Source organism: Reella acinonychis (assembly GCF_052384575.1).
In the GTDB taxonomy this organism is placed as follows: Bacteria; Pseudomonadota; Gammaproteobacteria; order Enterobacterales; family Pasteurellaceae; genus JBQSUQ01.
Genome location: NZ_JBQSUQ010000016.1, coordinates 65,745 through 86,301 on the forward strand (window position 1 = coordinate 65,745; position 20,557 = coordinate 86,301).

Annotated in this window: 15 protein-coding genes; 2 read left to right on the forward strand and 13 right to left on the reverse strand. The window is 38.7% G+C overall.

Translation table 11 applies throughout. From position 1 onward, the window contains the following. Positions 1-53: 53 nt before the first annotated feature. The 4 genes from ACT2CV_RS08310 to argR are packed head-to-tail and all read right to left on the reverse strand — an operon-like array spanning position 54 to position 5,352. The gene (locus tag ACT2CV_RS08310; protein ID WP_464972366.1) at positions 54-2,714 is read right to left on the reverse strand and encodes a PqiB family protein; all 2,661 of its coding nucleotides are present in this window, start codon (positions 2,712-2,714) and stop codon (positions 54-56) included. Next, positions 2,704-3,948 (reverse strand): PqiA/YebS family transporter subunit, encoded by a 1,245-nt coding sequence (locus tag ACT2CV_RS08315; RefSeq protein WP_464972367.1) that lies wholly within the window; start codon positions 3,946-3,948, stop codon positions 2,704-2,706. Before ACT2CV_RS08315 ends, ACT2CV_RS08310 begins: the two co-directional genes overlap by 11 nt. A gap of 32 nt (positions 3,949-3,980) precedes the next feature. Beyond that, positions 3,981-4,883: a TIGR01777 family oxidoreductase gene (locus ACT2CV_RS08320; protein WP_464972368.1), complete on the reverse strand. Its 903-nt coding sequence runs from the start codon at positions 4,881-4,883 to the stop codon at positions 3,981-3,983. Between the two features lies 1 nt (position 4,884). Then, complete coding sequence (gene argR / locus ACT2CV_RS08325) at positions 4,885-5,352, reverse strand: transcriptional regulator ArgR (RefSeq protein WP_464972369.1); 468 nt, start codon at positions 5,350-5,352, stop codon at positions 4,885-4,887. A gap of 252 nt (positions 5,353-5,604) precedes the next feature. Here argR and mdh point away from each other — a divergent pair, with 252 nt between their 5' ends. Then, positions 5,605-6,534, forward strand: a complete 930-nt coding sequence (gene mdh, locus ACT2CV_RS08330) for a malate dehydrogenase (RefSeq protein WP_464972370.1) — start codon at positions 5,605-5,607, stop codon at positions 6,532-6,534. 57 nt (positions 6,535-6,591) lie between these two features. On the opposite strand, the gene ACT2CV_RS08335 is transcribed toward mdh, so the two are convergent. The 6 genes from ACT2CV_RS08335 to ydiJ form a co-directional block, all read right to left on the reverse strand. Continuing rightward, positions 6,592-7,338, reverse strand: a complete 747-nt coding sequence (locus tag ACT2CV_RS08335) for an SDR family oxidoreductase (protein ID WP_464972371.1) — start codon at positions 7,336-7,338, stop codon at positions 6,592-6,594. A gap of 81 nt (positions 7,339-7,419) precedes the next feature. Beyond that, positions 7,420-8,721: an L-cysteine desulfidase family protein gene (locus ACT2CV_RS08340; RefSeq protein ID WP_464974000.1), complete on the reverse strand. Its 1,302-nt coding sequence runs from the start codon at positions 8,719-8,721 to the stop codon at positions 7,420-7,422. 11 nt (positions 8,722-8,732) lie between these two features. Next, positions 8,733-10,769, reverse strand: coding sequence for an oligopeptidase A (prlC, locus tag ACT2CV_RS08345; protein ID WP_464972372.1), 2,037 nt, complete (start codon positions 10,767-10,769; stop codon positions 8,733-8,735). Positions 10,770-10,817: 48 nt separating this feature from the next. Further along, positions 10,818-11,789: a ferrochelatase gene (gene hemH / locus ACT2CV_RS08350; RefSeq protein WP_464972373.1), complete on the reverse strand. Its 972-nt coding sequence runs from the start codon at positions 11,787-11,789 to the stop codon at positions 10,818-10,820. After that, positions 11,782-12,210: a hotdog fold thioesterase gene (locus ACT2CV_RS08355; protein ID WP_464972374.1), complete on the reverse strand. Its 429-nt coding sequence runs from the start codon at positions 12,208-12,210 to the stop codon at positions 11,782-11,784. Before ACT2CV_RS08355 ends, hemH begins: the two co-directional genes overlap by 8 nt. Positions 12,211-12,233: 23 nt before the next feature. Beyond that, the gene (gene ydiJ, locus ACT2CV_RS08360) at positions 12,234-15,323 is read right to left on the reverse strand and encodes a D-2-hydroxyglutarate dehydrogenase YdiJ (RefSeq protein ID WP_464972375.1); all 3,090 of its coding nucleotides are present in this window, start codon (positions 15,321-15,323) and stop codon (positions 12,234-12,236) included. 425 nt (positions 15,324-15,748) lie between these two features. Between ydiJ and ACT2CV_RS08365 the strand changes: the two genes are divergently transcribed. Beyond that, positions 15,749-17,842, forward strand: coding sequence for an autotransporter outer membrane beta-barrel domain-containing protein (locus tag ACT2CV_RS08365; protein ID WP_464972376.1), 2,094 nt, complete (start codon positions 15,749-15,751; stop codon positions 17,840-17,842). 146 nt (positions 17,843-17,988) lie between these two features. Here the strand turns inward: ACT2CV_RS08365 and fdhE are convergent, their stop codons facing one another. The 3 genes from fdhE to fdxH form a co-directional block, all read right to left on the reverse strand. Beyond that, positions 17,989-18,888, reverse strand: coding sequence for a formate dehydrogenase accessory protein FdhE (fdhE, locus tag ACT2CV_RS08370; RefSeq protein WP_464972377.1), 900 nt, complete (start codon positions 18,886-18,888; stop codon positions 17,989-17,991). 65 nt (positions 18,889-18,953) lie between these two features. Next, a complete protein-coding gene (locus ACT2CV_RS08375; protein WP_464972378.1) occupies positions 18,954-19,643 on the reverse strand; it encodes a formate dehydrogenase subunit gamma in 690 nt (229 codons plus the stop codon). Then, positions 19,643-20,557, reverse strand: a complete 915-nt coding sequence (gene fdxH, locus ACT2CV_RS08380) for a formate dehydrogenase subunit beta (protein ID WP_464972379.1) — start codon at positions 20,555-20,557, stop codon at positions 19,643-19,645. Before fdxH ends, ACT2CV_RS08375 begins: the two co-directional genes overlap by 1 nt.

Sequence of the window (20,557 nt, forward strand, 5' to 3'; positions counted from 1 at the left end):
ATCGGAAAAAGACCGCACTTTATAATGAAAAGTGCGGTCTTTTTTATCATTGTTTATTCGGCTAGCACACCTGAATTCCACTGCTTCGCGTCTTTCGGAGTTTTCACTTGCAGTAAGAATCGTTGGTTTGCTTTTGCTTGAGGTTGAACAACAGTTGACGACGGGGTAGAGAAAGATATACCGCCTTTCAATAACTGCTGGACAGATCCTGTATTTACTTCAATGCCAGACCAACCAAGTTCTGCCGAATAACCTGTTGTGATCCAGAATTGCGAGTTTTGTCGTACTAAATGAGCATATTTTGGTGCAATTGCAATGTGGATCAATACACGATCACCTAAATTATTAAGTGTTAATTGGCGAATTTTACCCACATCCACACCACGATACATCACAGGCGAGCCTTCAGTAAGATTTAGCGCATCATTCGCTTCCAAAATAATCGGGAAACCTTGTGTGAATTTCAGAGCTTTGGAATTGTTGTTATCCGATAAATTAAATTGTGTTTTATATTTACCAGCTCCTGCTTCAATGTCGATGTAAGGTTGTAATAAGCTGTCTATATTCTCAATTCCACCAGCAGAAATTTGTGGCGAAATGACTTTAAATACGCTGTTTTCTTTTGCCACAATCGACATATAATTTGGGTTCATTAAGGCTTTAGCTTTGATTTTCTTTGTAGCTTTATCTAAGCTAATTTCCTCAATTTCACCTACGGTTAATCCCATGTAGCGAAGATCCATGCCAGTGCTGAGATTTGTGGCATCATCTGTGATTAGTGTAATGATTTGTCCTGCAGATTTTGCTTTCAGTTCGCTTGCATACAAGGCGGTATTTTTTCCGCTACCATGATTATCAAAACTAATAGCACCTTTTAACGAACGAGCAATAGGCGTTGCTTGAATACTAATGCCTTTTGGTGTGATATCAATTTGTGCTGCACTTTCTACCCAAAAACGACTGTTTGGTGTTAATAAATGGGCAAATTTAGGATAAATGGCGATATCTACATCAAAGTGTTCTTTTAATGGACGCACTTCTAATACTTGTCCCACTTCATATTGGCGGTAAAGAACCAAGGAACCTTTGCTGATACTTGGTAATTGTTTGGTTTGCAAAGTAATACTTGGTTTTAAATTTGTGCTGACTAACCCCATTTCTGCATGAGACTGATCCTTGTAAATTGGATAGCTTGTTTTGGCTTCGCCATGCGGTTTTCCTGAAATGATACGAACGCCACCTTGCAACCATTTTTCTGGTCGTGCAGCATGCATTTTCAATCCATCTAATCCGAAAGAAATATCAAAATTCGTGGCGGCAATAAATTGTGTGCCAGCATGAATTAAATTGCGGTATTGAGGTGAAATCACAGCTTTAAAACGTACGCCATCGATATCTACTTTTTGTTCGATTAATCGCCCAATATTAATATTGTTGTAATAAATATATTCACCTTTGTTAATGCCGTAGGTTTCAGGCGCGGTTAAGGTCAAAATGAGCGTATTGGGCTGATTAAGCAATAATTCATCTTCTCTTAGTGCACTGAATTTAGTGCTTGGTTCGCCTTTACCCGCAATCATTTCTAAATAAACACCACGCAACATATCAGGTAATTTTTCTAAATTACCCAAATTAAGTTTAGGCGAATGGATAATAAATTGAGTGGTTTGGCGTAATGAATCCTTAATGCTTGGATTTAACAATAAGGTGCCTTCCATATAGTCATCATTGACATCTGCATCGTCAATGGAAGAAATAATGCCCACAGGCGATCCTTGTAAATAGACTTCGGTTATGCCTTCTTTAAATGAAGAATCATTGGGTAGTGTAATTTCAACTTCGATACCTCGTTGAGCAGAACGAAGATCAGGATAGAGAGTATATTGTTCATTTTGATTGGCAAGTTCGCTTTTTTCTGGTGAGTCAAAGGTAATGGCGCCTTGAACGACAGCTTGCAAACTATCCACATTGATATTTACTCCGCTAAAATCAACATCAGCACGAATACCACTGATATTCCAAAAGCGGCTGTCTTTTTTGATAAGATTTTTGTAGGCTTTCTCAATGGCTACGTGAATTTCAACGTTTTTCTGATCAGGCGTAAAGCCGTATTTTAATACTTTACCCACAGGAAGTTTTTTATAAAAAACAGCAGCGCCAGGGGAAATAGAACCTAAATCTTCTGAAATTAATCGAATTAATAAATCGCCATCATCAATTTGAGCGATTGGACTTTCTGTTTCCGCCACAAAATCATATTTATAATCGCCTTCACCCGGTTGAAGCGTAATATAGTTACCAGAAATTAAGGTGTCTAAACCTGAAATCCCAGCTAAAGATGCATTTGGTTGGACTAACCAAAATTTCGTTGTTTCTCTTAAAACAGTTTTTGCTTCAGGATAAATATTAGCTTCGACCGCTACACTTTTTAAGTCATCGGCAAAATTCACTTTTTTAACTACACCAATTTGTAATCCTTGGTAACGAACTTGCGTTTTATTGGCAACTAAACCATCACCTGTTGCAAAAGTAATATGGATCGTTTCGCCTTGCTCTTTAATGATTTGGAAGAATAAGGTCGCACCAATAATTAATGCAATGATAGGCAGTAACCAAAATGGCGATATACGACGGCTTTTTTTCACATTTGCTTCAGGTAGCTTTTGTGCTACTGAAGTTTCTTCTGCTGAATGAATTTGATGATTATTTGTCATAAATTTTCCAAAGTAAACGACTATCAAAAGTGGTCGTTGCGATCATAGTTAAAAATACCGATAAACCAAAATAAATTGCGGCAGGTCCTACAGAAAAATTGATAATTTGCCCGCGTGTGACTAATGACATCATGAGGGCGAGTACAAACAAATCAAGCATGGACCAGCGCCCAACAAAGTGAACAACATGAAACAATTTCAGTTGCCATTTTAAAGAATGTTGCCAACGGAAATGTATGCTAAACAGCAAATAGAGCATAATAATAATTTTGCTGATTGGCACAAAAATACTCGCAAAAAACACGATAAAAGCGACAAAATAGCTACCCATATCAATAAAGGAAATAACGCCCGAGATGAGCGTATCTCCAGTAGAAAGATTATTCATCGCAATATAAGAAATCGGATATATATTAGCAGGGAAGATCATTATCATGCCAGCTAAAAGTGCTGCCCAAGTTTGTTGTAGACTGATATCCGCTGATTTTTCTGGCGCGCTATGGCAACGAGGGCAGCGATCCTCATTTTTATGATTTTTTATAGGTTGCTCAAAAGTATATTGGCAATGAATACAAAAGTGCGGTGTATTTTTTAAGGATTTTGCGGAATATTTGACATTTTGAGGATAAAAGTTATCCCACAATGCACTTGGCTCAATTTTGGCAAAAAGCAAGGTTGTCAGTAGTGCCACAACCAAAAAGGCAATTAAATAAATATCAAAAGAGAGACTTGCATAATCTCTCACTTTAAATGCTGTTACGCCAATTGCAACCAAATACACATCAAACATGACCCAAGGTTTTATATAATTTAATGTAATCAATAGGTTGCGAGGTTTGATTCCCATTAATTTTGAGAACTGTAACAAGATAATCAAAAGACAAAAAGCGATAGGAATAAATACCGCACATAAGAAAATTAAAAATGCAGTGTAGGCATAGCCTTCTGTTGCCATTTTCCAAACACCTCCCCAAATTGACGCATCAACATTAACACCAATCAAATGAATAGTTAATAAAGGGTAGTTCAGTGCAAAAGGCATGAGAATGAGAATAGAAAAGGCAATAATTGAGCAGCGTTTTAGCGACCAATGATCTTGCGATTGTAATTCATGCTGGCAGCGAGGACAAACCGCATGTTCACCTTTTTGTAAATGCGGAATAGCAACTAAGGCATCGCATTCACAACAGCGAGAAACATGATCGATTTTGTCGTTTGAATAAGTTGCCTGCATAGTTTTCCTAGATAATTTTTCAAATCACCATTTTATACATTAATATTAGGCTTGCCAAATGTCGCCGAGAAATAGTCTTGTAATTGGGAATATTTGAAGTGGAAACCTTGTTGTAATAGTTTTTGCGGTTGCATATTTTGGCTGTCTAACAATAAAGCTGCACGTTCGCCTAAGAGCAATTTTAATAAGCAGGCGGGAGCCTGAGCAAAATAAGGTCGTTTTAGTTGGCGAGCCAATAAGCGATTAAATTCCGTATTTGTGACAGGATTGGGTGCACTGAGGTTGAAAGCACCATGACAAGATGGATGATGAATTAAAAAATCAATGGCATTCACCATATCTTCTAAAGCAATCCAAGGCATAAATTGTTTGCCATTACCTAATTTTCCACCAAATCCGCATTGGTATAGGGGTAACATTTTTTGCAATGCCCCACCTTGTGGTGATAAGACGAAACCTGTTCTTAACAAACAGACTCGCGTATTGGCAGATTTCGCGGCTTTTTCCCATTGTTGACAAAGGGATGCAACAAAAGAATGGTCTGCTGGCTGTTGTTCATTTATTGCTTGTTCTCCTGTATTGCCATAATAGCCAGAAGCCGAAGCGGAAATAAAACAGTCTGGAGGTGTGTTGGCAGCATTAATAAGTGCGGTCAATTTTTCGGTTAATTTTATTCGACTATCCCATAACCGTTTTTTTTGTTTATTACTCCAACGTCTATTAAAAATGGGTTCCCCAGCTAAATTAACGACTACATTAGCTTGTAGAGAAACGGGCAAAGAATCTACCGCAGTTAAATGTGGGTGATGTTGAAATAGGGCAAGTGCTTTTGTCGGAGAGCGGGTTAATATTGTAATTTGATGATGTTGTGCAAGCCATTTTCTGACAAGGGCTTGCCCAATTAAACCTGTTCCCCCTGTAATAAAAATAACCATGCTATAACGAATTTTCAAATAAACGTTGGATATTTTTGATTAACTGTTCTGTTGTTGTATTTTGAGTGGGCGTGATGAAAATTGTATCATCGCCTGCAATAGTGCCGAGAATACCGTCTGCTTTTCCTACGGAGTCAAGCAAACGTGCAATCAACTGTGCAGCACCAGGACTTGTTTTTACAACTACTAATAATGAATTGTAATCAATATCTAAAACCAGATTTTTGAGAGGGCTACTTGTATTTGGTACGCTTAATTCGTTAGGTAAGCAATACACCATCTCCATTCTTGTATTTCGGGTTCGTACTGCACCAAATTTAGTCAGCATACGTGAAACTTTTGATTGGTTAATATTCGCAAAGCCCATATCTTGCAAAGCGGTAACGATTTCACTTTGAGAACCAAAACGTTCTTGTGCCAGTAATGCTTTAAACGCATTTGTTAAGCTATCATTTTTTTGTTGAGTCATAGATTTTCATTATTCAATTGATTTGCATAAATTGTGCATAAAAATGCAAAATTAATCAATAAAAATTGAAATTATTTATTTGTGGAAAAAAGAGTGCGGTAAAATTTGAAGTAGATCTCAAATTTGGATTTTGCTATTTGAATTATATTGATCTTATACGTAAACTAGGAGGTAATCAAATAGAGTTAGCACTCATAAAAATTGATCACAGTTTTTATAAGCCCTAATTTTTAGATGTTTAAGGAGACAAAAATGAAAATTGCAGTTTTAGGTGCCGCAGGTGGTATTGGTCAACCACTCTCATTATTATTGAAATTACAACTTCCAGCTGGTTCAGAACTAGCATTATATGATGTAGCACCTATGACACCGGGTGTGGCAAAAGATTTAAGCCATATTTCCACCGCGGTTAAAGTTGAAGGCTATGCAGGCGATGACATTGGTGCAGCTTTACAAGGTGCAGATGTTGTTGTGATCTCTGCGGGTGTGGCAAGAAAACCTGGTATGGATCGTTCAGATCTTTTCAACATCAACGCAGGTATCATTCGTGATTTAGTCCAAAATGTAGCTAAATTTGCGCCAAAAGCTTGTATTGGCATCATTACTAACCCAGTTAATACCACTGTTGCGATTGCTGCTGAAGTATTAAAACGTGCAGGCGTATATGATAAACGTAAATTATTTGGTGTGACCACCTTAGACGTATTACGTGCTGAAACCTTCATTGCAGAACAAAAAGGCTTAGAAGTTGAGCGCAATAGTGTACCAGTCATTGGTGGTCACTCAGGTACAACAATTTTACCTCTTCTTTCACAAGTTCAATATGCAACTTGGGGCGATGAAGAAGTGGTTGAATTAACTAAACGTATCCAAAATGCAGGTACTGATGTTGTAAATGCGAAAGCAGGCGCTGGCTCAGCAACATTATCAATGGCTATGGCAGCAGCACGCTTTACCTTAGCACTAGTTCGTGGTTTACGTGGTGAATTAGCTGTTGAATGTGCTTATGTGGAAGGTGATGGCGAATATGCTCGTTTCTTCTCTCAACCAATTCGTTTTGGTAAAGAAGGTGTTGAAGCATTGTTACCAATTGGTCCATTAAGTGCGTTTGAAAAAGAGCAGTTAGACGCTATGTTACCGCAGTTGAAAGCGGATATTGAATTAGGCGAAAAATTCGTTTAATTACATTTCAAAACTTATAAAAAATAAACCGCACTTTGAAGTGCGGTTTATTTTTTTCTATTTTCTGACCACTTTGAGAGGGGAGAAAGCTTGTGCTACAGGCATGATTTCAATGCGATTCACATTGACATGGGCAGGCTGTTGGTAAATCCAAAGCGCTGCGTTGGCAATATCTTCTGGTTGAATGGATTGCACGCCTTTATAAAGATCAGCCGCTTTTTCATCATCACCTTTAAAACGGACATTGGAAAATTCAGTACCGCCACATAAGCCTGGCTCAATATTGGTAACACGAATAGCTGTACCAACAAGATCCGCTCGTAAATTTAAACTAAATTGCTCAACGAAAGCTTTGGTTGCACCATAGACATTGCCGCCTGGATAAGGATAAGTCCCCGCAATAGATCCTAAATTGATAATATGTCCTTTGTTTTTTTCGACCATTTTAGGCAATACTTGATGAGTAAGATAAGTAAGACCCACAATATTGGTATTGATCATGGTCAACCAGTCGTCAAATTTTGCTTGGTGAGCAAGCTCTAATCCCAATGCGAGCCCTGCATTATTCACTAATAAGTCAATATCAGCCCATTCAGCTGGCAATTGCGAAAGTGCGGTGTCAATTTCTTGTGTTTTGGACACATCCATTTGTAACGGATAGAAATTTTCGCCGAGTTCATGTTGTAGTGCTTGTAATTTATCTAAACGGCGAGCTGCACCAATGACTTTGTAGCCTGCATTGATAAAGGCTGAGCAAATCGCTTTACCAAATCCTGCTGATGCGCCTGTAACTAAAATTGCCATATAACCTCCTGTATTTAAAATATTGATTTATCATAACAAAAAATCCTACGCAAATGGAATGAACGTAGGATTTTTTATGGATTATGTTAATTTCGGTTTACTGACCATGATTTCAATCACTTGTCGGTCTGTATATTGCATACTGCGAGAGGCAATATTACATAAGTTATTGATGGAGCGATCAATATCATGCTCAACAATGCCTTCATTACCTGTGACCTGACTGTTATCTAATGCCATTAAAACAGACTTATAACCCGAAGTGACACTGGTTGACACTTTCATTGCACAACTGTTTGCCGCACCATCACAGATAATGCCACTGATATCGCCAATCATACTGCTGATTGCCATGCTAATACTTTCAAATTTCCCAGTTAATAGCCAAGCAACACCAGCGCAGCTTCCCATTGCTGCGGTAGTGGCAGCGCAAAGGGCAGAAAGTTTTGGGAGTTTGCTATGAATATAAATTGCCATTAAGTGAGATAAAAATAGTGCACGAATACGTTGCTCTTCCGTTGCATTGATGTGACGCGCGACCACTACAACAGGCATAGTTGCAGTAATGCCTTGGTTGCCTGAGCCTGAGTTACTCATCGCAGGAAGATTGGCTCCGCCCATTCTTGCGTCAGAAGCAGCAGTGGTTTCAATAACAATTCGGTTGAGCAAATCGTCGCTAATTAATCCCATACCAATTTGTTTTTGCAACGTGCGACCAATATGCAAACCGTAATCAGTGCGTAAGCCTTCTTGTGAAAGTGCACTATTGAGTTTTGCTGCCTCTTCAATAAAACGGATTTTTTCTAACTCGACATTCATTGAAAAATCGAACAGATCTTTTGCGGAAAGTGCGGTGAAAATATCTGCAATTTCATCATTTTCTACGGCGCAAGGTTTGCTAAAAATGCACTGACCATTTTTTTCAATATAAATCACATTGGTGTGATGAGCAGCAATACGAACACGAACGATATCATCTTGATAGAATAAATTCGCTTCTGAGTAAAGAATATGCTCTGTTTCAAAAATTGAAACGGAGACCTTGTCTTCACTTAGCATGGCTTTGGCTTGCTTAACTTGTTCTGCAGTAATCTGCTTTAATACTTCCAATCCAGCGTTCGGTTCGCCTCCAATTGCGCCGATAGCAGCAGCCATGGCTAATCCCACAGTACCTGTACCAGGAACAGTAACGCCCATGCCATTTTTCATGAGATTAGGCGATACTTTTGCTTCTATACGTTCAGGAATATAGCCTAAATGCTGGCGTCCAATAGCAGACGCCAACGCCAATGAAATGGGTTCTGTACAACCCAGAGCAGGAACCACTTCATTAGTTACAGCGGTAAGAATCGCTTGTTCTAAATTTTGCTGATTGATATCCATATCCATAAAGTTTATTCAATCCCTTTATGACGTAATAGCGCATCTAATGTTGGTTTGCGACCGCGGAAACGCTCAAATAATGCCATTGGTTCTTCAGAACCACCACGAGACAGAATTTCATCTAGGAAGGATTTACCTGTTACTGGATTAAAAATACCTTCTTCTTCAAAGCGTGAATAGGCATCTGCAGATAGCACTTCTGCCCAGAGATAGCTGTAATAACCGGCTGCATAACCACCAGCGAAAATATGGCTAAAACTATGTGGTGTTCTTGCCCAATCAACGCCTTTGATAACAGAGACATCTTGTTTTACTTGGTTTAATGTATCCAAAATTTGATTGGTTTGACCAATTTGATATTGATGATGTAAACGGAAATCAAATAAACCAAATTCTAATTGGCGGAGAACAAACATTGCCGCTTGGAAGTTTTTCGCTTTGATTAATTGAGTTAATTTTTCTTTTGGTAGCGGTTCTCCAGTTTCATAATGTCCTGAAATAAAGGCGAGTGCTTCTTCTTCCCAGCACCAGTTTTCTAAGAATTGGCTTGGTAATTCCACCGCGTCCCATGGCACGCCGTTAATACCTGCCACATCACCCACGTCAATTTGTGTGAGCATATGATGAATACCATGCCCAAATTCATGGAATAAGGTAGTGACTTCATCATGTGTGAATAATGCAGGTTTGTCGCCCACAGGTGCATTGAAGTTACAGGTTAAATAGGCAACGGGCTTTTGAATTGAACCATCAGCTAAACGTCTGCGACCAACGCAATCATCCATCCAAGCACCGCCACGTTTATTTTCACGAGCATATAAATCTAAATAGAAACTACCACGCACTTGATGTTGTTCATCCACCAAATCAAAGAAGCGAACATCTTTGTGATAGGTGTCAACATCAAAGCGTTCTACCGCATTAATGTTAAAAATACGTTTGATCAATTCAAATAATCCTGAAAGAACACGATTTTCTGGGAAATACGGGCGTAATTCTTCATCATTAATCGAATAGAGGGCTTGTTTTTGCTTTTCACTATAAAACGAAATATCCCAAGGTTGTAAATAAATATATTCTTGATCTTGCTGCACAAATTTTTTCAGATCACAAAGTTCTTTTTTTGCCTGATCCTTAGAACGTTTTGCTAGATCTTCAAGGAAATCTAAAACCTGTTGTGGATTTTCTGCCATTTTGGTGGCAAGTGAACGATCGGTATAGCGTTCAAATCCAAGCAGTTGAGCCAATTCCACGCGTAAATCAAGAATTTCACCCATGATTTCTGAGTTATCCCATTTACCTGCATTTGGGCCTTGATCTGAGGCTCTAGTGACAAAAGCGCGGTACATTTCTTCGCGTAATTCAGCATTTTCGCAATAAGTCATTACAGGTAAATAGCTTGGGAATTCCAAGGTAAAACGATAGCCTGTCATACCTTTGCTTTCAGCCGATTGTTTAGCAGCTTGTAATGCACTTTCTGGTAAGCCTGCTAATTGTGATTCATCGGTAATAATTTTTTCCCAGCCCATTGTAGCGTCAAGCACATTATTGCTGAATTGCGAGCTTAATTCGGATAAACGAGCAGCAATTTCGCCATAACGTTTTTGTTGTTCTGCTGGTAAGGAAATACCAGAGAGCTCAAAATCACGCAGGCTATTTTCAATGGCTTTTTTTTGCGCCACATCGTAATGTTCATATTCTGGGCTTTGTTTTAATGCGAGATAAGCATTATATAGTCCTTGGTGTTGCCCAACCCAAGTGCCATATTCCGATAATAACGGCAAACACGCTTGATAGGCTTCGCGTAATTCAGGGCTATTTTTCACCGCATTTAAATGACCAATTGGCGACCAAGCTTTACTTAAACGATCATTCACTTCTGCTAATGGCAAGTAAAAGTTTTGCCAACTAGGCTCAGGTTGCTTTAATAGTTGTTCTGTCACATCACGACAATCTTGGATTAATTTCTCTACCGCAGGTTGAATATGTTGAGGTTCAATTTTTGAGAAAGGAGGTAATGTATTATTTTCTAATAATGGGTTTGTCATAAATATCCTTATGGGGAGCAATGAAAACATTGCTCCGTTTGTTATTTATTAGTTGATTTTAGTAAGAATAAGATTTGCCATCATTGCAATATGGTCATCATCTGCATTTAATGCCGGAATATATTGGAAGGTTTTGCCACCATGTTCTAAGAAATATTCACGATTTTCTTCATCAATTTCTTCAATGGTTTCTAAACAATCCACAGAAAATCCCGGACAAACAACAGCAATTTTTTCAATGCCATTTTTTGCTGCATTTTGCATAAATTCATCCGTATAAGGCTGTAACCATTCTTCTTTTCCAAAACGTGATTGGAAGGTCATTTGCCATTGCGTTTCTTTCAAACCGAGTTGATCAACAACTGCAATGGTGGTTTGACGACAATGCTCACGATAATAATCGCCTTTTTGTTCATAACTTAATGGAATACCATGATAAGAGAACAGTAAAAACTCATCTTCTTGCATTTTCGCTTTGATGGAACGCACTAAAGCTGAAATATAGTTTTCATCTAAATGATAAGAATGAATAAAGTCAAAAGGCACAATATGGCGCTGTTTTTTCAATGCATCAGCAAAGGCATCAAAAACGGAAGCAGTAGTTGTACTACTGTATTGTGGGTACAGTGGTAACACAACGATTTTTTCCACATTCAAATCTGTTAATTTTTGCACCGCACTTTGAATGGAAGGATTGCCATAACTCATGCCAATTTCCACTTCAATATCTAAATCAGCATGATGTTGTGCAAAATAAGCCTGTAATTTTTCTTGCTGCTGCTTGGTGGTTGCTAAGAGAGGCGAGCCTTGTTCTGTCCACACCGATTGGTAATTCTTTGCAACTCGTTTTGAACGAGGTGGAAGAATAATAAAGTTAAGTAATGGCCACCAGCGCCATTTAGGCAGATCCACAACGCGAGGATCTGTCAAAAATTGACGCAAATAAGGCTTAATGGCTTCTGGAGTTGGTGCATCTGGTGTGCCCAGATTGGCTAATAAAATACCAATTTTTTTATTCATTATGATCTATTACCGAAAGTGTTAAACGTGAAGTGCAGCATAGTTTATCTTCTTGATCACGAATGTCAATTTGCCATACTTGAAGTGTGCGTCCAATTTTGATTGGATAAGCTTTACCAATAACAAAGCCCCCTTTTTTAGCAGGACGCAAGTGGCTAGCGTTGATTTCAGCTCCTACCACGATTTTGCCTTCTTCGGTGCAACAATAACCTGCTAATGATCCGACGGTTTCTGCTAGTGCCGCTGACACACCACCATGCAAAATGCCTACAGGTTGCATTGTTTTTTCATTAACAGGCATTTTTGCTTCAAGCCAATCATCGCCTTTGGCAATAAATTCAATGCCAAGATATTCTATCGCGCAATGCTTACAGCCTTCATTGAGGTCTTGTAAGCTAAATTCGCGTTTCCAAATCGCCATTTTACTTTCCTTAATGTTAATCGTTATTTAAAAAGTGTTAATAATGCTTGCACTGGGTGCAAGGCGGTAAATTGTTCAAATCGTTTTACTTGGCTGCGACAAGAATAGCCAGTGACTAAACAACGTTGTGGATTTTTTCCCTGTAATTTCTTTTGCCAAGAAATATCATAGATTTGTTTTGACATCTCTTGATTATTTAAATCATGACCAAAGACACCAGCCATACCGCAGCAGCCCACCGTATGAATTTGTAGTTCTTCTCCAAAAGCAGCAAAAATTTGTTGCCATATTTTTGGACTGGTTGGCATTGCAGTCGCTTCAGTACAATGTGGGAATAGATGCCAACTTTCTGCAGCTAAAGTGCGGTCAGAAATTTCACGATTTTGCACCGCACTTTTGAATACTTCAGTATTCAGCTGAGCGCTTAACCATTCGTGCGATGTTAAGACTTGGAAATCGCCACGTTCATGTTCTAAAACTTCTTTATATTCATCACGATAAGACAAAACAATGGCTGGATCGACCCCAACTAATGGAATCCCTAAATCTGCCACTCGATTCAAAAATGCGGACTGATTGCGAGCAGTTTGCGCAAATTGATTGAGGAAGCCTTTAATATGTTGTGCTTTCCCATTTGGTTTGAAGGGTAGCACAATCGGTTGATAACCTAATTTTTGGCATAACTCAACAAAATCAGCTACCACTTTAGCATCGTAATAAGAAGTATAAGGATCTTGCACAATAAACAACATATTGGTTTTTTCTTGCGCAGATAGCGATTCTAATTGCTCGAGCGGTTTATCTCTATAACCAATTTGCACTAATTGCTGTTGTAAATTAGGTTGGGAAAGTAGAGGTAAATCCACCATTCCTAAAGTTTTTTCCACCGCACTTTGTACCAGTTTTGCTTTGGTAAAGAAATTGAAAAAACGAGGTGCTTTCGCCATATAAGGCGCTGCAACTTCTAAATTCGCCACCACATAATCTTTTGCTGGGCGTGCATAGCGTTGATGATAAAAGTAAAAGAATTTTGAACGGAAACTTGCCACGTCAATTTTAATTGGGCATTGACTTGCACAGGCTTTACAGGCTAAGCAAGTATCCATTGCCGATTTCACTTCATGAGAAAAATCGTATTCTTTGTCTTTTTTCAATGTGTTTTTGATTTTTTGAACAAACTCACTGAGTTTTATGTTGCTTTGTTTAAATTTTAATTGCTCAGGTTGAACCTGTTCTTTTGCCATTAAATGTAACCATTCACGCACCATAGCAGCGCGACCTTTTGGCGAAAGTAAACGGTTTCGGCTAACCTTCATCGAAGGACACATGGTGCTATACACATCAAAATTAAAGCAAAGTCCATTACCATTACAATTCATTGCGCCAGAAAATTCTTCTCGTATTTGAATCGGAATTTGGCGATCGTAATCTGCACGCATTGTGGTTGCAGCAACAGAGTAGAGCTCATCTTCGCAATTAAGTGGTGTGCAAATTTTGCCTGGGTTGAGGCGATTATGTGGATCAAAGAGGAACTTCACATAGCGTAATTCTTGCCAAAGTTCTGGGGTAAAGAATTTTTCCCCATATTGTGAACGCATGCCTTTACCATGTTCACCCCAAATTAAACCGCCATATTTTAATGTGAGATCGGCAACTTGATCGGAGATTTGTTTAAATAGTTTTACTTGCTCAACATCCGTCAAATCAAGGGCTGGACGAACATGCAAGACACCAGCGTCAACATGTCCAAACATGCCATACTGTAAATTGTAGCTATCTAATAAAGCACGAAATTCTAAGATGTAATCCGCTAATTGCTCTGGTGGCACGCAGGTATCTTCAACAAAGGCAATAGGTTTTGCCCAACCTTTTGCATTACCTAATAATCCCACCGCTTTTTTACGCATCGCGTAAATACGTTCAATAGAAGCAAGGTCTGAAGTGACTTGATAACCAATAATGTTATCCTGTTTCTGTGCTATTTTTTGGTCTAATTGCTGACAAAGTGCGGTGACTTGTGCGTGAATTTTTGCTTGGTTATTGCCTGCATATTCCACAATATTTAAACCTAAAATTGGATTTTCAGGTTCTTCAGTTAATAAATCATTGACGGAATGCCAAATAATATCTTCTTTCGCTAAACCTAACACTTTGCTATCTACAGTTTCAACAGATAGCGCATTGGCTGCAACCATAAAAGGCGCATTGCGTAATGCAGCATTGAAGGAACTGTATTTAATATTAATTAAGGTGCGATATTGCGGAATTGGGGTTAAATCTAACACCGCTTCGCATATAAAGGCGAGGGAACCTTCGGAGCCCGTTAAAATTCGGGTTAAATTAAAGGCACTTTCATCATCATTAAAGACATTTTTAAGATCATAGCCTGTTAGAAAACGGTTTAATTGCGGCAGATCATTGAGAATCGATTGACGTTTTTGTTGGCAACGATTGAATATTTCTTCATGTAATTGTCTTCCATGGGCAGAAAGATTATCAGGTAAATTCTGTAAAAATTGCACTGTTTTCACCGCACTTGTATCTAAAATTTCCCCGTTGATTAATACGCTTTTTAAGCCAAGCACATGATCGGATGTTTTGCCATATTGTAATGAGCCTTGCCCCGAAGCATCTGTATTAATCATGCCTCCAATGGTTGCTCGGTTACTGGTAGAAAGTTCGGGCGCAAAAAACAATCCGTAAGGTTTGAGATATTGATTCAGTTGATCTTTTACGACACCAGCTTGTACTCTTACCCAACGTTGTTCGACATTGAGTTCTAAAATGCCAGTCATATGGCGTGACAAATCAACGATAATATTATTATTCAGAGATTGCCCGTTTGTGCCAGTACCCCCGCCACGCGGCGTGAAAGTTAAAGATTGGTATGCTTCGCGTTGTGCTAATTTAGTAAGACGTACCACATCAGCAACGGATTTAGGAAATAAAATAGCCTGCGGAAGTAATTGATAAACACTGTTATCAGTGGCAAGACTGAGACGATCGGCATAATTTGAAGCAATATCGCCTTCAAAAGATTGTTGTTGTAGATCTTGTAAATAATCTGCCACAACAGGATTAAGTTGGGGCACATCTTTTAAACGAGGTAGCATAAAATTTCTCTGCCTATTAAAGTCAAAACTGCCTGAAATCTTATCACAAAATTGAATTAAAAAAGTATTTATTCAATAAAAAAGCAAGGAACATGACCAGTAAAAAACATCAGGCTTCATTTCATCGTTTGCGTAGTCAGAACTTAGTAAAATAGCATTTATTTTACCGCACTTGATTAAATCAATCATTTTCCCGTTCAATTTTGATAAATTTACTCATTTTTTTACAAAAAGATGATTAATTAGTAGTCGAGTTGTTTTTTTTTGTACAATTTCGCCCGTTTAAAGTAAATCAAATCTCAGTATAGTTTGGGTTGATGAGCTTTATCAATGAAACTTAATTGTTTAACAAATGTTATTAAGTCAACAAAGGATATTTCAGTAATATTCTCATTTAATATTTAATCTTATAAGGAACACATAATATGTTTTCAAAAACAAAATTGGCAATAGTGATTGCCTCTACATTAGCAACAGGGGCGGTTTATGCTAGCTCATTAACCACTGCCAAAACACCAGAGGAAATCTCACGTACTGAGATCGGTAGTGAGTTTGCTCATATTCTTAATGCAGATAATGGAAGTGTGTTAGAACAAAATACAATAATGAGTGGTGATGGAAAAGTGCTTGTGTTGTTTGCGGCAGATTTTTCTGGTGCTCAGGAAACTGCCTCAAGAATATTTTTTGGCGATGATTTTAGTAAAAAACACATTATTTCAGGGGATGTAGATAACGGTGTGCCAACGCTCAGTTATGATGGTTCTATTGTTGTTCATTATTTTAATACTTATACTGTGCGTGAAGGGGATAAATGGATTGAGCATAAAGTCCCTGAGACAGAGAATTATACCTTATTAGGCGTTACACCAAGTGGCTTACTCTATGGTATTGGAAATGATAATGCCATTCAGTTGAGAACCCCTATTGATCATAAAGTGGTTAAAGAAAAATTTATAGGCAAATTCGCTCCAATTGTTGGGCGTAACCATGATGGCTCAGTGCTATTAACTAAGTTTGGTAACCCAACAGTGTATTATGGCGAGAATTATAGTAAAAAGAAAGAACTTATCTTTTTTAAAGATGGCGTATATGCAGATGGGATTTCTGGTTTAGTGAGTGGTGAACTTGCTAAAGTTAGCCCTGATGGTAATGTGATTATGAATCACGATATTGTGTATTCAGGACCTGATTATGAGAAAAAAACGGTTGTTAGCAAAACATTAAATGGTAAAACAGATCCTAATAGTGTAGTTATATTACAAGTAGCAAATAAAGATGGTTCGGTGTTAGGCGGTTCAATTGCTGGTCCTCAACTTGAGGGAGGTAATGATTTCCGTAGGGAATATCGTCCTGTAATTTGGTTTGGCAAAGATTGGTCAGAAACTAAAGATTTAGGTACTTTAGGTCAAAAAGATACAGATCAAGGTATTGTATATGCGATGTCTGATGATGGTGAAGTGATGACTGGTTTATCGACTAACGCAGAAGGTAAATATGCCGTCACATTATGGAAATTAATTAAAAAAGAAGAACCACAAATAGAGCCTCAAGTAGCACCTCAAGTTGAGCCTGAACAACCAAAAAATGATTTTGATACTGTTGCAATTGATGCGGCGAAAACCCGTGAAAGCGTAGCGAAACGTGCAGCAAGCACTTTAAACATGTTTGAAAACCAATATTATGGTTTACGCAGTTTATTAAACGGTTGTGATATTGAAAACGAACAAGCAGGCAGCTATTGCGTATCAGCACGTTCAAATTTAGCAGGTCGTCAAAATGCGAGAGAAGTGAAAGTTGGCGTAAGTGGTGCCTATAACTTCACTGAAAACTGGTCAGCAGGTTTTGTATTAGATCATACAGTTTATGCAAAATGGACAGATGGCTATCACCGTAACAAAAACAACTACGGCGCAAGCGTGCACGCACAATGGAAAAATAAATACAACGACACTACCGAATTTTATATTCGCCCAGCGTTAAGCTTCAGCAACTATAAAATGAACGTAGACCGTCCAATGTTAGCGGGTACAGAATTAGGTCATGGCAAAACACGCTTTAAAGGCTTAATGCTGTCATTAACCTTAGGTCAAAACTACCAAGGTAAAGAATTTGCATTAGGTTGGAATGCAGGTGTACGCCACAGCCGCTTAGCACAAAATGCCTACAATGAAACAGATATTGCTTTCCCAATCAGCTATGGTAAAGCAAGCTACAAAGATATCAGCGTATTTGCAGGTTTAAATGTGAAAAAAGCGGTCACAGAGAAACTTAATTGGTTAGCGGCATTAGAAGTGGAAACAGCATTCAAGCAAAAACACCCAGAAATGAAAGCCTACAACCAATATTTAGGTGAAATGACCCACAGCAAAACCATGCCCAAAACGTCAATTTCATTTGCGACAGGTGTTGAATACAAACTTAACCAGAACTTCCGTCTTGAGTTAATGCCAAAAGTCACCAAAGTGAACCATGGACCAGTACGCTGGGATGTAAGTTTGAATTTAACAGGCCAATTCTAATAACTTGTTAGGTTATTTATTTTAATGAAAAGCACCGAAAGGTGCTTTTTTGTTGTACTTAAGAAACGATAAACTAAAAAAGCGTGGTCAAATTTTTCTTATTTTTGACCGCGCTTTATTAAATAAAATCCTTGCTTTTTTATTATTTATTCAGCGGGGAATATGAATGGGTTCAGTCCACTGCGAGCAAAGCCTTTTTCTTCCATTTCAATATCTAAGAAAAGACTTGCTAGATCATCAGCTACTGCTTCAACCTGTGGATCTTTCTCTTGATAGAGAATTTTTAAGTAACTATGGCAATCGCCACAGCTTTCGGTTTTAACGGCTGCTGCTTGATTATCAATCGACCAATAGTTAAGTTCTTTTGATTGATCACAGTTAGAGCATTTTGCACGTACAACATTCCATTCACTTTCACATAAGGAACAATGCAAATAACGCAGTCCTTGTGCTGAACCAAAATGCACTACACTTGCTACTGGTGCAGATGCACAAATTGGGCAATGATGTAAGCCATCGTTACTTTCCATATTAGCATTATGTGAAATCTGTTGGCTCAGTTGTAACCAATATAACGATAATGCGGCCCAAATGAAAATGGCTTTATCGCTGGATACATTGGCATAATCTTGTGCCAGTAATTTATCCGCTAATTGTTCAAGTTCATCATGGGATGCTTTTTCTAACCAGTCAATCGTTGCCAAAATTTGTTCATTGGCATGAGGCTTCATTTCCGCTAAAAGTGCGGTTAAATATTCACGCCATTTTGTATCACGTTGCCATGTTTTGATGTTTAATGGCAAGGTTTCCGCAGTGGACAATGTTTGTTTTGGTAAGGGATTTTCTTGCAGAATGAGTAATTGTGCGTCCACAAGTTGTGCGGCAAAATTCAGATAATCTGCAAAAGGATGTTGCTGAGCTAATTCCCGTAGGCGTTTGGCTCGGCGTTGATAAAGATTTTTAGGATTAGCAAAAAGCAGCGCAGGTTGTTGGAAAGAATGTGCCGCTTGTCTAATCTCGTTTTCAGGAAGAATTCGAATACTCATAGTTCTACATCTGTTGTAAAAAAGTGTGGTAGATTTTACCGCACTTTTTGATTAGTTGATTGTTATCATTTGGCGTTTTTGTTCGCTTCAATTTCTTTTTCTAATTGAGGCAACACGTCTTCATTGTACCATTTAGGATGGTGTTTTTTCGCCCAACGAACAGTTACCCAACCTTCAACCATGCCGCGAATTGAGCCTTTGACCCAAAATGCCATGTACATATGCACCATAATACCAGTGAACAAGGCAAATGCACTTGCAGAGTGAAGTAAAATCGCAATGCGAAGAACAGGGATAGGGAAGTAGTGACTGAAATATTGACGCCACATAATGATACCCGTTACTAATAGGGTGATCATTGCGAGAATCAATGTCCAGAATAACATTTTCTGCCCTAAGTTATATTTGCCGTTGTAAGCAACCGCATGTTCGTTACCTTTTAGGACTTCGCCCACGTTTTTAAGCCAGCGAAGATCGTTTTTTTCTGGAATATTATGGCGCCAGTAAATCACCACTAAAATCCAGAACGCAACAAACATGATTATCCCTGTAAATGGGTGTACTGCACGTGCGATTTGAGGCGTACCTAAGATTTCCGTTAGCCAAGCAAAGTCAGGGAAAAAGAATGCGATCCCTGAAAGTGCGGTGGTAAAAAAGCAAATTACCAACAACCAATGGCTTAAACGTGAAGGGGTTTTATGACGAATGATTTTGGTATCATTCGTGATTTCAGTCAATTTTTCTGAGTGACTCATTATTTGCCCCCTTCCTTATCTTCTTGCTCAAATTTTTCGCTGTGATCCTCAACATCTTCTTCATTGTTTGGACCAACAACGAGGTAGTGACCAATTTCAGCTAATGCCAAGCCACCCATTGCAACCGCAGCGACTGGTTTTAAGATATCCTTCCAAATTTGGACGCCGAGATCAATCTTAGGATCTTTTGGTAAACCAGAATAAAGTTCAGGTTTATCTGCATGATGTAACACATACATTACATGCGTACCGCCCACACCTTCAGGATTATAAATACCCGCATTTTTATAGCCACGAGATTTCAGATCTGCCACGCGTTTTTCACCGTAGTCGAGCATTTCTTCTTTGCTACCAAAACGGATTGCACCTGTTGGACAGGTTTTCACGCAAGCAGGCTCTTGACCAACTGCAACACGATCTACACAAAGTGTACATTTATAAACGCGGTGATCTTCTTCATTCATGCGTGGAATGTTGAAAGGACAACCTGCGATACAATAACCACAGCCAATACATTTATCGGATTGGAAATCCACAATACCGTTCGCATATTGGATAATTGCGCCTGGTGCAGGGCAGGCTTTTAAGCAGCCCGGTTCTGCACAGTGCATACAACCATCTTTACGAATCAGCCATTCTAAGCGGTCGTTTTCTTCCACTTCGTTGAACTTCATCACAGTCCATGCTTTTGCATTAAGATCGATTGGGTTGTCATAAACACCAACGCAAGCTTCTGGCTCTGAACGTAAATCATTCCATTCAGAACAACCAACTTGACAAGCTTTACAACCAATACAGGTTGTTACATCGATCAATTTAGCGACTTCAACTTGGTGATCGCGCGCTTGTGGTGGTGGAGTTAGGCTTGAAGTTGCAGAGGCCTTAATAATGTTTTGAGATTGAACTACACCCAT